Annotated in this window: 12 protein-coding genes and 2 pseudogenes; 5 read left to right on the top strand and 9 right to left on the bottom strand. The window is 71.6% G+C overall.

What is annotated here, in order from left to right; genetic code table 11:
- Nucleotides 1–211: 211 nt before the first annotated feature.
- The 4 genes from BT341_RS12110 to BT341_RS46345 all read right to left on the bottom strand — a co-directional run bounded on the left by BT341_RS12110 (nucleotide 212) and on the right by BT341_RS46345 (nucleotide 4271).
- A complete protein-coding gene (locus BT341_RS12110; protein ID WP_245804946.1) occupies nucleotides 212–1708 on the bottom strand; it encodes a hypothetical protein in 1497 nt (498 codons plus the stop codon).
- 129 nt (nucleotides 1709–1837) lie between these two features.
- Complete coding sequence (locus BT341_RS12105) at nucleotides 1838–3208, bottom strand: cystathionine beta-synthase (protein WP_072481910.1); 1371 nt, start codon at nucleotides 3206–3208, stop codon at nucleotides 1838–1840.
- A gap of 350 nt (nucleotides 3209–3558) precedes the next feature.
- Complete coding sequence (locus BT341_RS46350; protein ID WP_245805308.1) at nucleotides 3559–3759, bottom strand: pentapeptide repeat-containing protein; 201 nt, start codon at nucleotides 3757–3759, stop codon at nucleotides 3559–3561.
- 50 nt (nucleotides 3760–3809) lie between these two features.
- Complete coding sequence (locus BT341_RS46345) at nucleotides 3810–4271, bottom strand: hypothetical protein (RefSeq protein ID WP_245804945.1); 462 nt, start codon at nucleotides 4269–4271, stop codon at nucleotides 3810–3812.
- Nucleotides 4272–4383: 112 nt separating this feature from the next.
- Here BT341_RS46345 and BT341_RS12095 point away from each other — a divergent pair, with 112 nt between their 5' ends.
- Nucleotides 4384–5604, top strand: coding sequence for an acetyl-CoA C-acetyltransferase (locus tag BT341_RS12095; RefSeq protein ID WP_072476380.1), 1221 nt, complete (start codon nucleotides 4384–4386; stop codon nucleotides 5602–5604).
- Nucleotides 5605–5664: 60 nt separating this feature from the next.
- Here BT341_RS12095 and BT341_RS12090 read toward each other — a convergent pair.
- Nucleotides 5665–6179 (bottom strand): annotated as a pseudogene (locus BT341_RS12090) (leucine zipper domain-containing protein); the annotation flags it as partial.
- Nucleotides 6180–6438: 259 nt separating this feature from the next.
- On the opposite strand from BT341_RS12090, the pseudogene BT341_RS47830 reads away from it, so the two are divergent.
- Together BT341_RS47830 and BT341_RS43470 are read left to right on the top strand one after the other, a co-directional pair.
- Nucleotides 6439–6732 (top strand): annotated as a pseudogene (locus BT341_RS47830) (transposase); the annotation flags it as partial.
- On the top strand, nucleotides 6660–6929 hold the full coding sequence (locus tag BT341_RS43470; protein ID WP_425426474.1) for a transposase: 270 nt from the start codon (nucleotides 6660–6662) through the stop codon (nucleotides 6927–6929). The pseudogene BT341_RS47830 and the gene BT341_RS43470, both read left to right, overlap by 73 nt.
- Here the strand turns inward: BT341_RS43470 and BT341_RS12075 are convergent.
- From BT341_RS12075 to BT341_RS12060, 4 genes are all read right to left on the bottom strand, one after another.
- Complete coding sequence (locus tag BT341_RS12075) at nucleotides 6926–8458, bottom strand: DHA2 family efflux MFS transporter permease subunit (RefSeq protein WP_072476379.1); 1533 nt, start codon at nucleotides 8456–8458, stop codon at nucleotides 6926–6928. The two genes, BT341_RS43470 and BT341_RS12075, sit on opposite strands and share 4 nt — an antisense overlap.
- A 69-nt stretch (nucleotides 8459–8527) precedes the next feature.
- Nucleotides 8528–9796: a YeeE/YedE family protein gene (locus tag BT341_RS12070; RefSeq protein WP_072476378.1), complete on the bottom strand. Its 1269-nt coding sequence runs from the start codon at nucleotides 9794–9796 to the stop codon at nucleotides 8528–8530.
- Nucleotides 9797–9957: 161 nt separating this feature from the next.
- The gene (locus tag BT341_RS12065; RefSeq protein ID WP_072476377.1) at nucleotides 9958–10701 is read right to left on the bottom strand and encodes an LppU/SCO3897 family protein; all 744 of its coding nucleotides are present in this window, start codon (nucleotides 10699–10701) and stop codon (nucleotides 9958–9960) included.
- A 452-nt stretch (nucleotides 10702–11153) separates the two neighbouring features.
- On the bottom strand, nucleotides 11154–11987 hold the full coding sequence (locus BT341_RS12060) for a Bax inhibitor-1/YccA family protein (protein WP_072481909.1): 834 nt from the start codon (nucleotides 11985–11987) through the stop codon (nucleotides 11154–11156).
- 321 nt (nucleotides 11988–12308) lie between these two features.
- On the opposite strand from BT341_RS12060, the gene BT341_RS12055 reads away from it, so the two are divergent.
- Together BT341_RS12055 and BT341_RS12050 are read left to right on the top strand one after the other, a co-directional pair.
- Nucleotides 12309–13766, top strand: a complete 1458-nt coding sequence (locus BT341_RS12055; protein ID WP_072476376.1) for an MSCRAMM family protein — start codon at nucleotides 12309–12311, stop codon at nucleotides 13764–13766.
- Between the two features lie 386 nt (nucleotides 13767–14152).
- Complete coding sequence (locus BT341_RS12050; RefSeq protein ID WP_072481908.1) at nucleotides 14153–14806, top strand: class F sortase; 654 nt, start codon at nucleotides 14153–14155, stop codon at nucleotides 14804–14806.
- Nucleotides 14807–14871 lie beyond the last annotated feature (65 nt).

Here is a 14871-nt window from a genome sequence, read left to right as displayed (position 1 = left end):
GGCGACGGCGTTCACCCTAGTCCGGAAAACGGGAGGCGGAACGGAAAGAGAACGGAATTCGGCCGGACGGCGGAACCCAAGATCATTTTGTTGCGCTAGCGCCGGAATTCCGCCGCGTGGCCTTTTGTCCTCTTCGGACAATGGCGAATTCGGCCATGAATGCAGCGTGCCCCGGAACCGAATCGGTTCCGGGGCACGAATGGCGGTCAGCTCACCACTGCTGTTGCTGCGGCGGCTGGCCGGGCTGGCCGAACCCGCCGCTCGGCGGGCCCTGCTGGCCCGGCTGCTGCCCGTAGCCGTACGGCGGCTGCCCCGGCTGCTGCGGGTAGCCCTGCTGCGGCTGGCCGTACCCGCCCGGCTGCTGCGGGAAACCGCCGCTCGAGGGCTGCGGGAAGCCGCCGCTGGACGGGTTGGGGCCGCCCGGCTGGCCGTAACCCGGCGGCGGGCCGTACCCCTGCGGCGGCTGACCCGGCTGGCCGTAACCCGGCGGCGGGCCCTGCTGCTGGCCCGGGTGGCCGAAGCCGCCCGGCTGCTGCGGGCCCCCGAAGCCCTGGTTCGGCGGGCCGCCGAAGCCCGGGGCGGCGCCGCCGTCACCGAGGCCGACGAACTGCCGGGTCGCCGGGACGAGCCCGAGCACGCCCGCGATGAGGATGAGGACGCCGAGGATCAGCGGCGGCAGGCCGAGGCCGAACGTGTCCTTCGCGGTGGCGGACACCTGCGCCAGCGCGTCGGCTTTCGGGGTCATGCCGATCTTGAGCAGCAGGGCGAACAGCGTCAGCAGCGCACCGCCGGCGACGACCACGATCGGGACGAACTTGCGGATCCCGCCCAGCTTGCCCGCCAGCGCGAGCCCGACACCGCCGGCCAGCGACAGCAGCGAGCCGACCAGGATCATGATCACGTAGAACCAGACCGTGCCGGGACCGACGATCCCGAACTGGTCGAGGAACTTGTCGGCCTCTGCCTGGCTGGGCGCGAGTTTGAAGACGCTCGAATAGTCGCTCGCGTCGCTCATGTAGGCGAAGGAGATGATCAGCGCGATCAGGCCGAGGACGGCGACGACGCCACCGGCGATGTAGCCGAACAGCTGCCGGTTGCCGCCCGGCGACGGCGCGCCGAACGGCTGCGGACCACCGAACCCGGGCTGCTGGGGGCCACCGAAGCCCGGCGCGCCGAAGCCCTGCGGCGGCTGACCGGGCTGCCCCGGCTGGCCGAAGCCCGGCTGCTGGCCGAACCCGCCCGGCTGGCCGGGCTGCTGTCCCGGGTGGCTCGGCTGCTGCCCCGGCTGGCCGAAGCCGCCCGGCTGCTGGCCGAACGCCGCGGCCGGATTGTCGGCCGCGCTCGGCGGCGGGGTGTACGGGATCGCCGGCGGCTGCGAGCCCGGCGGGACCAGCTGCGTCGAGTCCGCGACCGTGGCCTCGCCGCCCCCGGCCGGGTTCACCATCTGGGTCGCGTTCGCGTCGACCGGCGGGACCACCTGGGTCGCGCCCGCCCCGCCGTCACCCGGCTGGGGCGGCTGGACGACCTGGGTCGGCTCCGGCGTCTCCCCGAAAGGGGACCCACCCTGCTGCGGCTGGCCGGGCTGCACGACCTGCGTCGGTTCCGGGCTGCCGAACGGGTTGTCCTGCTGCGGCTGGGGGCCACTCGGCGGGCCCTGGGGTGGCTGGCCGCCACCCCACGGCTGGTTCGGTGGCTGCGGTGCACTCATGTGGGTCTTGAACCCCCTTGACGAGGACGCGAAAGTGTTCTACTCGCGTCCACGCTATCGGATCACCCGGCAGGGCGCTCGGAACGCCCCGGCCGGGTCCGCCGATTTGACCTTCTCCGCGGCCGCGGTTCAGCGGCCGGCCAGGAACCCCAGCAGGTCGTGCCGGGTGACGACCCCGGCGGGCTTGCCGTCGACGAGCACGAGCGCGCCGTCGGCGCCTTCGAGCGCCTTCATCGCGGCACCCACCTGCTCGCCGCCGCCGATGGTCGGCAGCGGCGGCGACATGTGCTGCTCGAGCCGGTCGGCCAGCTGCGCCTTGCCGGTGAACAGCGCGTCGAGCAGGTCGCGCTCGTTGACCGCGCCGACGACCTCGGCCGCCATCACCGGCGGCTCCGCGCTGACCACCGGCATCTGGCTGACGCCGAACTCGGACAGGATCGCGACGGCCTCGGCGACCGTCTCGTTCGGGTGCGAGTGCACCAGTGCCGGCAGGTGGCCGCTCTTCTTGGTGAGCACGTCGGCGACCGTCGCGCCGGACGAGTCCGGGGGCAGGAAGCCGTAGGAGGACATCCAGGTGTCGTTGAACACCTTCGTCAGGTAGCCGCGGCCGCCGTCGGGCAGCAGCACGACGACGACGTCGTCCTCGGTGAGCCGCTCGGCGAGCTTGAGCGCGGCGGCGACGGCCATCCCGCAGGAGCCGCCGACCAGCAGGCCCTCCTCGAGCGCGAGCCGCCGGGTGATCTGGAACGAGTCGGCGTCGGAGACCGGGATGATCTCGTCGGCGATGTTCCGGTCGTAGGTGTCCGGCCAGAAGTCCTCGCCGACGCCTTCGACCAGGTACGGCCGACCGGAGCCGCCGGAGTAGACCGAGCCCTCGGGGTCGGCGCCGACCACCCGCACCCGGCCGTCGCTGACCTCCTTGAGGTAGCGGCCGGTGCCGGAGATCGTGCCACCGGTGCCGACGCCCGCGACGAAGTGCGTGATCTTGCCGTCGGTCTGCGTCCACAGCTCCGGGCCGGTCGAGAGGTAGTGGCTCTCCGGGTTCTGCGGGTTGGCGTACTGGTTGGGCTTCCAGGCGCCGTCGATCTCGCGGACCAGGCGGTCGGAGACGTTGTAGTAGGAGTCCGGGTGCTCGGGCGGGACGGCCGTCGGGCACACCACGACGCGGGCGCCGTACGCCTTGAGCACGTTGCGCTTGTCCTCGCTGACCTTGTCCGGGCAGACGAACACGCACTGGTAGCCCTTGCGCTGCGCGACCATGGCCAGGCCGACGCCGGTGTTGCCGGACGTCGGCTCCACGATCGTGCCGCCCGGGCGCAGCTCGCCGGAGGCCTCGGCGGCTTCGATCATGCGCAGCGCGATGCGGTCCTTGACCGAGCCACCCGGGTTCAGGTACTCGACCTTGGCCAGCACGAGCGGCTTGAGCCCCTTGGTCAACGAGTTCAGCTTGACCAGCGGGGTGTTGCCCACGAGGTCTGCGATGTGCTCTGCGTACTCCACGACCGCCAGCCTAAACGGCGCACCGGTGGCGTTGTCCACTCAGCTCGTTGCCGCACCGGCTCCGGCTCCGGCGGGTCTCCGGGTGCGCGTCGGTGATTCCGGGTCGCGAGCGCGAGGTCGGGCGGCCCGGCGAAGACCCCGGGCGGCCACCAAGCCGCGCGTCTACGCCGGTGCCGGCCCGCGGGCCGCTGCACGCTGAGCCGTCATCCCGTCCCGGAGCTCCGGCCCGGTGCCGGGCACCGCGCGACAACCCGTCCGCGGGGGCGGGGACGTCCAGTGGACGGCCCACCTGGCCGGCATCGCCACGTCACCTCCGCCCGGAATGGCAGCTTCACATTGGTACGGCGATTCTACCGCCGGGCGGGTTCCCGCGACCATGCCAGCCGGGCCGCGGACTTCGTCCCGAAATCGGCCGGACCTGCGAAGACGGTTCTGTTGAAGGACTCGCAGCCGCCGGTGAAAACCGTTCCGCGGAAATCGGCGCTGCCGTCGAAACGGGCTTTGTCGAAATCCGCCTTGGTGCGGAATCCGGTGCCGCGGAAAGACGTCAGCTCGGAGAACGTGGTTTCGTAGCAGGCGAGCGAGCGGACCGAGCAGTGCGTCAGGTTGAGGCCGATGTCCGGCCAGAAGCCCCCGTCCGGCCGGTCGGCCGGGCCGGGCCGGGCCGCCGGTGCACCAGCAGGATGCGCTGGGCGGTCTTGCGGACCTGCAGCTCCTCGAGGTTCTCCCCGGGGCCGCCGACCGGCATGCGCACGTAGGAGCACCGGACGTTGACGATGGTCTGCCGGTGTTCGGCGTACCCGCCGGCCAGCCGTTCGAGGGCGCAGAGCCCGGCGAGGCGGACCGGCGCCTTGTCGCTGCCGAGCTGGTCGGCGGCCTTGCCGTAGATCTCGGTGACGCGGCGCTCGGTGGCGTCGTGGTCCTTCTGGACGAGGTCCAGCTCGGCCGAGCGCTGCCGCCGGGCGGCGAGCAGCAGGGCGGCCAGCGCCGCGACGACCAGCAGCCGGGCTCCCCACAGCAGGATCGTCCTGGTCCGCGGGACCCGTTCGAGCTCGTTCGGCACGCCGTCGGATCCTGCCGGCTTTCGGGTTGGTCACGTTCGGCTTTGCGCCCGGCGGCGGAGGCGGCAGTATGTGAGCAACCGCTTAGCACGCCGATACGAGGATGTGTCCGCCATGCCCGAAGCAGTCATCGTCTCCACCGCGCGCTCGCCCATCGGGCGCGCCAACAAGGGCTCGCTGGTCAGCATGCGGCCCGACGACCTGACCGTGCAGATGGTCCAGGCGGCACTGGCCAAGGTGCCGCAGCTGGACCCCGCCGACATCGACGACCTGATGCTGGGCTGCGGCCTGCCGGGCGGCGAGTCCGGGTTCAACATGGGCCGCGCGGTCGCCGTCGAGCTCGGCTACGACCACCTGCCCGGCTGCACGATCACCCGGTACTGCTCGTCCAGCCTGCAGACGACCCGGATGGCGTTCCACGCGATCAAGGCCGGCGAGGGCGACGTCTTCATCTCGGCCGGCGTCGAGACCGTGTCCCGGTTTTCGAAGGGCAGCTCGGACTCGTGGCCGGACACGCACAACCCGCTGTTCGCCGAGGCCGAGCAGCGCACCGCCGCGACCGCCGAGTCCGGCGCGGACACCTGGACCGACCCGCGCGAGGACGGCTTGGTGCCGGACGTCTACATCGCGATGGGCCAGACCGCGGAGAACCTGGCGCGGCTGAAGGGCGTCACGCGCGAGGAGATGGACGAGTTCGGCGTCCGCTCGCAGAACCTGGCGGAGAAGGCCATCGCGGACGGCTTCTGGGCCAAGGACATCACGCCGGTGACGCTGCCGGACGGCACCGTCGTCTCCAAGGACGACGGCCCGCGCGCGGGAGTGACGCTGGAGGGCGTCTCGGGGCTGAAGCCGGTGTTCCGCCCGGACGGCCGCGTGACGGCGGGCAACTGCTGCCCCCTCAACGACGGCGCGGCGGCGCTGGTGGTCATGTCCGACACGAAGGCGCGTGAGCTGGGCCTGACCCCGCTGGCCCGGATCGTGTCGACGGGCGTGACGGGTCTGTCGCCCGAGATCATGGGCTACGGCCCGGTGGAGGCGTCCAAGCAGGCACTGGCCCGCGCGGGCCTGTCGATCGGCGACATCGACCTGGTGGAGATCAACGAGGCGTTCGCGGCGCAGGTGATCCCGTCGTACCGCGACCTGGGCATCGACCTGGACCGCCTGAACGTCAACGGCGGCGCGATCGCGGTGGGCCACCCGTTCGGCATGACGGGCGCCCGCATCACGTCGACGCTGATCAACTCGCTGCAGCACCACGACAAGCAGTTCGGCCTGGAGACGATGTGCGTCGGCGGCGGCCAGGGCATGGCGATGATCCTGGAGCGGCTTTCCTGACACGGCGGGGTCGTGAGTGAGAACAGGGTTCTATCCCTGTCCTCACTCACGACCGGCTGCGGCAGACCCGCTAGTTGTTCTGTCCTGTCCGCCGGTGACGCGGCCGTGCACTTTGTGGCCGCCGCCGTCGGGGATGTTGCCCAGCTTCTTGATGTCCACGTGCACCAGATCGCCGGGACCGGCGTGCTCACAGCGGCGCACCGGCCGGCTGGTCGCCCCATCGAGGTGGGCAAGGCGGACCAGCCGGTACCGGGTCAGGACCCGATGCACCGTGGACGGTGCAGCCCGAGCAGGTAGGCGATCAGGGCCGGGCCCCACCGGCGCAGGACCCGCACCTTGATGAATCGTCGTTCGGTCCGGGCAGGTGTCTGGTCCGGGCTGGTCCGCGGCTGGCTGGACCGGTCGACCATCGCCGCCGCGCCCAGCTCGCGGTAGCGGCCGGCCCACCGCACGGCGATGCCGACCGAGACCTGGAACCGCTCGGCGGCCCGTCGCAGCGGCCAGCCGTCGTCCACGACACAGCGGGCCAGACGCAGCCTCCCGGCCGGGGCCAAGGGTGCGTCAGCGTGAGTCACGACGGCCTCCAGGTCACCGGTGCAGATGTCGCCATCCACACCGGACCCGGAGGCCCTCACCTATTCCAAGACCATCAGATCACGTGTCGCCCCGTACCCAACCTCCGCGGTCATACAGCTAGGGCGTGTCTGACAAACATGCTGGTTGGTGGCTGGGATGCTGCTGGTTGTGTCGCGGTTTCAGTTGCTCTCAGACGATCAGTGGGCGTTGATCGAGGATCTGCTGCCGGTCCGTACCGGTTAGCGTGGTCGGCCGTTCTCGGATGCGCGGGCGATGGTCGAGGGGATCATCTATCGGTATCGGTGCGGGATCGCCTGGCGGGACGTGCCCGAGGTTTTCGGTCTGTGGCAGATGATCTGGACCTGGCATCGCCGAGTTGGCCGGCGACGGTACCTGGGACACGGTGCTGCAGCGTCTGCTCACCGACGCCGACGCGGCGGGGTTACACGGATCTACACGCCGAGCCGCTTGATCACGCGATCGGTCGTTCCCGCGGCGGCTGGAGCACCAAGGTACATCACCTCGTCGACGGCAACGGCCGGCCGCTGGTGACGTTGGTCGGTCCCGGTCAGGCCGGGGACGCACCGATGTTCCCGCACCTGATGCGGCACCTGCGCGTGGCACGCGCTGGACGCGGCCGGGCCCGCACCCGGCCCGACCGCGTCCGCGGCGACAAGGCCTACTCCTCCAGAGCCATCCGCAGACATTTGCGGGACCGCGGCACCACCGCCGTGATCCCCGTTCCCTAGTGGACCATCACCGGTGGCGTCACATCCTCGCCTTCCGGGGCGGCTGGGGCCGCCGGGCGGGTTTTCGGGAGGAACAGCGCCGGGATCACGCACAGCACCACCAGGACCAGGGACCACACGAACGTCGTCGAGAACGCCTCCGCCGCCAGGCCCGTCGCCGCCGTGTGGGTGGCCGGGTTCAGGATCGCCGCCGTTGCCGCCAGCTGGCCCTGGGCCGTCGGGACGCCGAACTTGCCCGCCAGCAGGGCCGCCAGGATCGTCGCCATCACCGCCGAGCCGATCGCGCCCGCCGTCTGCTGGACGATGTTCGTCGCCGTCGATGCCCGGGCCATGTCCTTCGGCTGCAACGTCTGCAGCGCCGACGTCGTGATCGGCATCATCGTGCAGCCCATGCCCAGGCCCATCACGAACAGCGCCGACAGCAACGTCCAGTACGGCGTGGTCGCCGTGACCTGCGTCAGCACCGCCATCGCCCCGACGATCAGCACCATGCCCGGCAGCACGATCTTGCGCGCGCCCACCTTGTCGGCCAGCCGGCCGGTGATCGGCATCGTGAGCATCGCGCCGAAGCCCTGCGGGGCCAGCAGGAGACCGGCGTGCAACGTCGTTTCGCCGCGCACCAGCAGGAAGTAGGTGGGCAGCAGCATCATCCCGCCGAGGAACGCGACGAAGAACAGCGACATCGTCACCATCGCCACGCTGAACGACCGGTTGCGGAACAGCCGCAGGTCCACCAGCGGGTTCGGTACGCGCAGCGCGCGCAGCACGAACGCGACCAGCAGCGCGAGCCCGGCCAGTGCCGGCAGCCACACCTCGACGGCGCCGATCCCGCCCGCCGACGGGATCTTCGAGACGCCGAAGATCAGGGCCGCCAGTCCGGGCGACACCATCAGCATGCCCGCGAAGTCGAAGCGCTCGGCCGGTTCCGGGTCGTCCTTCGGCAGCAGCCGCCACGCCAGCAGCAGCGTCAGCACGCCGATCGGCACGTTGATGAAGAAGATCCAGCGCCAGCTCACCGCGTCGACGAGCCAGCCGCCGAGGATCGGGCCGCCGATCGGGCCGAGCAGCATCGGCACGCCCAGCACCGCCATCACCCGGCCGAGCCGCTGCGGGCCCGCCGTGCGGGTCAGGATCGTCATGCCGCACGGCATCAGCATGCCGCCGCCGAAGCCCTGCAGGACGCGAAACAGGATCAGCGTCTCGATGTTCCACGCCGAGCCCGCGAGCATCGAACCGGCCAGGAACAACACGATCGCGACCATGTAGAGCCGCTTGGTGCCGAACCGGTCCGACGCCCAGCCGGTGACCGGGATGACGGTGGCCAGCGCCAGCAGGTAGCCCGTGGCGACCCACTGGATGACGTCGAACGACGTCGTGAACTCGATCGTCAGCTTCTGCAGCGCGACGTTGACGACCGTGGTGTCCAGGATCGCCATGATGGCGCCGAGGACGACCACGGAGGCCACCTTCAACACCCCGGCGTCGAGCGCGTCACCGTTCGGCGCCGAGCCGGTTCTTTGCGTAGTCATCAGGAGAATTCCCCCAGTTTCGTGGTTTCGCCGCGAGACTACCGGGGGGCACCGACAAAACCGCGGGGGTCAGCAGACGCTGTCGGTCGGCACCGGGTTCGCCAGCCCGAACAGCGGCCGCAGTTTCAGCCCGATCCACGTGCCGCCGAGCGCGAACACGCCCCACAGCCAGCCGTGCAGGCTGCCGGTGGAGATGCCGCCGAGGTACGCGCCGATGTTGCAGCCACCCGCCATGCGCGCGCCGATCCCCATCAGGACACCGCCGAGGATCGCGGCGACCGCGGTGCGCCACGGGATCGAGCTGTGGATCTTCCACGCGCCCGCGGCCGCGGCGGCCACCGCCGCGCCGATCATGATCCCGATGTCGGTGAGGCTGTTCTTGTCCGTCCAGACCGGACCGGCCAGCGACGCCGCGTTCGCCTTCTGCCGCCAGAACTCCCACGCCTCCGGGTGCAGCCCGAACACCTGCAGGATTTTCGCGCCCCACAGGGAAAACGCGCTCGTGACGCCCCAGATCCCGCCGGACACCAGGAAGACCGCGCCGGCCAGGACACCGAGGACGACCGCGCCCACGAGCATCGGCCACGAGCCGCGGAAGATCCGTGCGAAGCCGCGCGCGGTCGGCACGACGTCCACCGGCGGCGGCGTCCGGCGGCGCTGCACCGCGCGCGTCACCAGCACGATCCCGGCCAGCACGGCGATCGTGATCGCCCACGAGCCGAACCAGCCGACGTGGTCGGCCAGCAGCACGCCCGGGAAGGCAGGCCAGCCGTTCAGCACCGGGTACGCCCAGGTGTAGAGCACCGACCCGGCGATGAACCCGCCCAGCGTGAGGACGATCGTGGACTGGCCGGACCCGACCGCGAACAGCGTCCCGGACGCGCAGGCGCCGCCGAGCTGCATGCCGATCGCGAACAGCGTCGCGCCGACGAACAGCGCGAGGCCGAGCGGGCTCGCCGCCGGCGCCGGCTTGCTGCCGAACAACCCGCTTCCGGTGCCGGCGATGAGCGCGATCAGCGTCGCGGCGGTGCCGAGCAGGACGGTGTGGGCGCGCAGGCCCTGTCCGTTGCCGACGGCGATCAGCTGCCGCCACGCCGACGTGAAACCGAAGCGGGAATGGAACAACGCGAGGCCGAGGCCGAGGCCGAGCAGCAGCAGGACGCCGGGCTTGGCGCCGTAGGACGCCCAGACGTACCAGGTCAGGCCCACCGCGAGGACGCCGGCGACGGCCAGCGGGACCACGCGGACGGGGTCCTCCGGCTGCGGGACGGGCGCGGCGCAGGAGGTCGGGAAGTCGAGGAACTTCTGTTCACCGGCAAGGGATTCGGTCGTCGCCACCAGTACTCCAGGCTCGGGCGGGCAGGACGACCCAAGTTAGGTCCGGTGATCGCTCCGGCGCAGCTCGTCGCACAGTGTGGGACGAACGGAGCAATCCGGGTACCCCTGAACGCCACGAAGGCCTCCTCGCCGGAGTGGCGAAGAGGCCTTCGAAGGTGCCGCTATTCGTTCGTCTTGACGCACATCGTCGTCGCCGGCTGCGGGTAGACGGCCACGCGGGTGGCGTCGGTTCCTTCGCACACGCTCTTGCTGGCCTGGCCCTCGACGACCTTGACGAGCTCGCCGTCCTTGGTCGGGTCGCTGCACGGGACCTTCTGGTAGCCCTTGGTCTGCGACGTGAAGTTCGCCAGGCAGTCGCCCTGCTTCGCGTTGATCATCAGGCACAGCTTGTAGGAACTGCGGCCGCTGACCGAGTACGTGTCGTAGCCCGCTTCCGAACCGCCGGGGCAGTCGTCGGAGGCGTTGGACAGCCGGACGGCGATCTTGACGTTCGCCTTCGGGTCCGAGCAGTCGGCCTTCGCGGGGTCGTCGCCGTTGCGGGTGAACTCGGTGATCGTGAGGCAGTCACCGGCGTTGGAGCTCTCCGGCGAGTTGATGTAGGAGACGATCCCGATCGTGCCACCCACGACCACGACCAGCGCGACGATCGCGATGCGGATCCACGTGGCCTTCGACTTCTTCGGGGCCGGCGGCACGGGCGGCGGGAAGCCCGGCTGGCCGGGCGGGAACTGCCCGGGGGGCGGGCCGTACGGGCCGGGCTGCCCCTGCGGCGGCTGACCCTGCGGCGGCTGGCCGTAGGGGCCGGGCTGGCCGAACTGGCCTGGCTGGGCCGGCTGGCCGGGCTGGCCGAACTGCGGCTGCGGCTGGCCGCCCGGCGGCGGTCCGTAGGGATCGGGCTGACCCACCGGCTGCTGGCCCCCGGGGGCCGGAGGGGGAACGCTCACTGTGAACCTCACACATGTGAAAGAGAACCGACCGGCACATCCAACACGCAGGGTGAGCGCGGTCCGCAGCGGGGTCCACAAAGGCACGAATCACCCACAGAAAAGGCGCCCCGTTGGTTACGGAGCGCCTTCACTGCGGGACGGTGAGCTTTGAGGGCCGGTGCCGGAAGCGCCGGGACCGGAGCGCGACCCCGGCGAGACTTCGCCGATCTGGAGGGGAAGCCGCGCCGCGGCGCGGCGACGGCCCGACGCTTCGGCGCCCGCCGAGCGGCGGAACTCCGGCCCCTGCCGCAGCCCAGCGATGACTCGCCACCTCGGGGCCCAGCGACGACCCCGCTTCGAGGCGGCCGAGCGGCGGAACCACCCGGCCCCGGCGGTGGCTCGGGGCCGGGTGGCGAAGCCCCCGGCGAGGGTTACTCGCGGAGGTACGACAGCAGCCGCAGGATCTCCAGGTACAGCCAGACCAGCGTGGTCATCAGGCCGAATGCCGCGTACCACGCCCACTTCGACGGCATGCCCTCGCGGATCATCCGGTCGGCCTGGTCGAAGTCGAGCAGGAAGCTGAACGCCGCGATGCCGATGCACACGAGGCTGAACACGATCGCGAGCGGGCCGCCGTCGCGCAGCGGGTTGAAGCCGAAGATCAGCGCGCTCACCAGGTTGACCAGCATCAGGATGACCACGCCGAAGATGGCGCCGACGATCCACTTGGTCAGCTTCGGCGTGACCTTGACCGCGCCGGTCTTGTAGACCACCAGCATGCCGATGAACACGCCGGCGGTGCCGATGATCGCCTGCAGCGCGATGCCCGGGTAGACGACCTCGAACACGCCGCTCAGCGCGCCGAGGAAGAGGCCTTCCGCGGCCGAGTACGTGAGCGTCAGCGCGCCGCTGGGCTTCTGGCGGAAGATCATCACCAGCGACACGACGAGCCCGACGATCAGGCCGGCGAACATCGCGCCGAGGAGCGCGCCGGACAGCCGGCCGGTCTCCGCCAGCTGGGTCTGCGCCCAGATCGCCGTGACGACACCGAAGAGCAGCGCGGTACCGAGGGACAGGCCCGTCTTGACGACGACGTCGTCGACGGTCATCGGGCGGTCGCCCGCACCGGCGGCGACCTGGCCGGGGCCGTACCCGGGCACGCCGCCCTGGGGCTGCTGGAAGCCCACCGGGGGCCCGTACTGGCCGTATGTCTGCGTTCCGCCGTGCGGCAGGTTGCGGAACGCCGGGTTGCTACTGGAACGCACCTGATCCTCCTGGATCTGCTGCTTCGTGGATCGACGCTGCATCGGGTTCAACGACCGCCGGGGGCGCGCGGTTCCCGTCGAGTAAAGAAGACTTTACTCGACCACGAGCCCGTGGCCTCGGCGGACACGGTATGCGACGGAGATCACGACCGTTCGGCGACAGCCACCCGAAGGGCGGTAGACACCCCCACCCCTTCCGAGTGACTCTCACCTGGCGTGCGCGGTCGCTCACCGTGCGCGCGTCGGGGAGTTGATCAATCACGTGACCTGCGGAGACGCGGCGGTGCCGCCGAGCGCGTCCGACGAAGGAGCCTACACGCCATGACGTGGTCAACACGCCCTCGCGCGGCGCGCCGCGCGCTCACCGGCCTGGTCGCGGCCGTCCTGTTCGGGACGCTCTCGGTCACGGTCGGCGCCCCGGCCGCGTCGGCCGCCGCCCAGGAAGGCATCGGCTACGAGGTCAAGCCGGGCCAGGACATGACGCCGCGGCCGAGCCGGAACTGGCTCGGGTCGTACATCGTCGGCGGGCAGCAGGTCTTCTGCGTGAGCTTCCAGCTCAAGGCGCCGGACACCGACGAGCAGTACAAGCCGGGCGACGAGCTGCTCACCAAGTGGGGCACGAAGCTGCCCGCCGACCAGGCGGCGAACATCTCGTACCTGCTGCTGCGCTACGGCGACACGAAGAAGCCGGCCGAAGCCGCGGCGCTGGCGCACCTGCTGCACTCGTGGACGGCGGCCCCGCGCAGCGCGGCCGACCTGGATCCGTCGCTCACCTACGACAAGATCGGCTACGACGCGAAGTACCACCTCGACCTGCTGCCGGCGGACGCCAAGGCGGCGGTCGACCGGCTCACGGGCGAGGCGGAGGCCAACCACGGGCCGTGGACGGCGTCGGTGACGCCGCCGGAGGGCGACCAGCACGCCGGCGAGGCCGCCGAGTGGACAGTCACGGTGAAGAACGCGAAGGGCAAGGGCGTCCCGGACGTCCCGGTGAAGCTGACGGCGACGGCCGCGACCGTCGGCGACGACAGCGCGGGTACTTCGGGCAACTCGAGCCCGCAGGGTGCGGCGAAGGACGTCACGCTCACGACGGACGCGGACGGCACCGTGCGGGTGAAGCTGACGCCGACGGGTGATCAGCCGAAGCTCGTGGCGTCACTGTCCGCGCCGGCGGATCGGCCCTACGTGCGGGTGCCGGTCGACACCGCGAAGCAGCGCGTTGTCTCCACCGGTGGTGAGAAGGAGCTGACCGCGCAGGGCGTGGTCAACGTCGCGAAGCCGGGCAAGGTCCAGGTGACGAAGACCGACGCGAACACGGGCAAGGGCGTCGGTGGCGCGGTCCTGCGGATCACGGGCAAGGACAAGGCATCGCCGGCGCTCGGCCAGGACGGCAAGCCGCTCACCGGCGCCGACGGCAAGCCGGCGGTGGTCACGACGGACGGCGCGACGGGCGGCGTGACGGTCGAGAACCTGCGTGCGCCGCAGGAGATCTGCGTGGTGGAGGCGAGCCCGCCGCCGGGGTACACGAACGCGTACGACGCGCAGAACCCGCCGTCGGCGTGCGGGACGGTGAAGCCGGGCGAGACCCTGGCGCTGACGGTGACGAACAAGCCGAACGAGGTGCCTCGCGCGATCCCGGCGGGCGACCAGCCGGTGGCGCAGGCCCGGGGTGCGGTGGAGACGAGTTACTCGGTGCCGGGGCTGGCCGGGCTCGGCTTGCTGGTGCTGCTGGGCGCGGGTCTGGCGGGCTTCGCCGCGCGGCGGGCCTCGCGCGGGTAACGGGCATGGCAGGCACAGGCGGCCGGCGCGGCGACCAGTGGCGGGAAGACGGCCAGTCGGGCTGGTTCAGCGACCAGTGGCAGGACGGGAGCCGGTCGGGCGGTCCCGGCGGTGCCGGGCCCGCGGCGGCCGGCCGGCCGGGCGAAACCCGGCCAAGCCGTCCCGGCGGCGCCGGGCCCGCGGCGGCCGGCCGCCCGGACGAAAACCAGCCAGGGCGACTCGGCCGATGGCAGGACGACACCCGGCCCAGCTGGCTGAGCGACGACTGGCCGACCCCTCCGAACGACCCGCGTACTCCCGGCACCGTTCAGCCCGACCCGTGGCGGAAGCGACCCGCGCCGAAGCGGGGGCGGCTCCTCGTCGGCTTCGCGCTCGGGGCCGCTACCGTGCTCGCCGTTCAGTTCGGGTCCGGTGTCGTCGGCTCGGTGCCCGTTGCCGTCGTGGGCGGGACCGCGGTGCCCGTCGCCGGGGCCGCCGCTCCCGCCGCCTCGCCGTCTCCGGCAGCCGCAAGCGCCGATGCCCCCGCGCCCGTTGCCACCTCCGCGCCCTCCACCGCCGCCGCTCCGGTCGCGCAGGCACCGCCCCCCGCGTCGCCGCCTCCGCAGCGACCCGGCACCGTGCGGCTTCCCGGCGGCGGGACCGCCGCGCTCGTGCGCAAGGACCTCGGGCCCGGTGGTGAGCTGCCCGTCCCGGCGGACCTCGGGCAGGCGACCTGGTGGGGCGCCGACCTCGGGGCCGCCGGTGGGGCCTCCGTCTTCGCCGGGCACGTCAACTGGCGGGGCGCCACCGGGCCGTTCGCCGAGCTGTGGACCACGAAAATCGGCGGTCTGGTGACCATTGTGGACAGTGGGGGCAAGACCTGGCGGTACCGCGTCTCCCAGCTGCTCACCGTGCACAAGAACGACCTGGCCGCCCGCGCCGACGACCTGTTCGGCCAGTCCGGCCCGCACCGCGTCGTGCTGGTGACCTGCGGTGGGCGCTGGGTCGGCGGCTCCGACGGCTACGAGGAGAACCGCGTCGTCATCGCCGACCCCGCCTAAGTTACCCGTGAGTAACTTCACTCCCGTACGCGGTGGTCACGGCCGCCGGGATGCAGCACAATGCC

The organism is Amycolatopsis australiensis (assembly GCF_900119165.1).
Lineage (GTDB): Bacteria > Actinomycetota > Actinomycetes > Mycobacteriales > Pseudonocardiaceae > Amycolatopsis > Amycolatopsis australiensis.
Note: the sequence above shows the minus strand (reverse complement) of the source record. Positions and strands in the feature narration are given on the sequence as shown.

Bases quoted from the DNA above. Each gene is read 5' to 3' on its own strand.
- BT341_RS12110 (WP_245804946.1), bottom strand. From the start codon at position 1,708: ATGAGTGCACCGCAGCCACCGAACCAGCCGTGGGGTGGCGGCCAGCCA.
- BT341_RS12095 (WP_072476380.1), top strand. From the start codon at position 4,384: ATGCCCGAAGCAGTCATCGTCTCCACCGCGCGCTCGCCCATCGGGCGC.
- BT341_RS12075 (WP_072476379.1), bottom strand. From the start codon at position 8,458: ATGACTACGCAAAGAACCGGCTCGGCGCCGAACGGTGACGCGCTCGAC.
- BT341_RS12055 (WP_072476376.1), top strand. From the start codon at position 12,309: ATGACGTGGTCAACACGCCCTCGCGCGGCGCGCCGCGCGCTCACCGGC.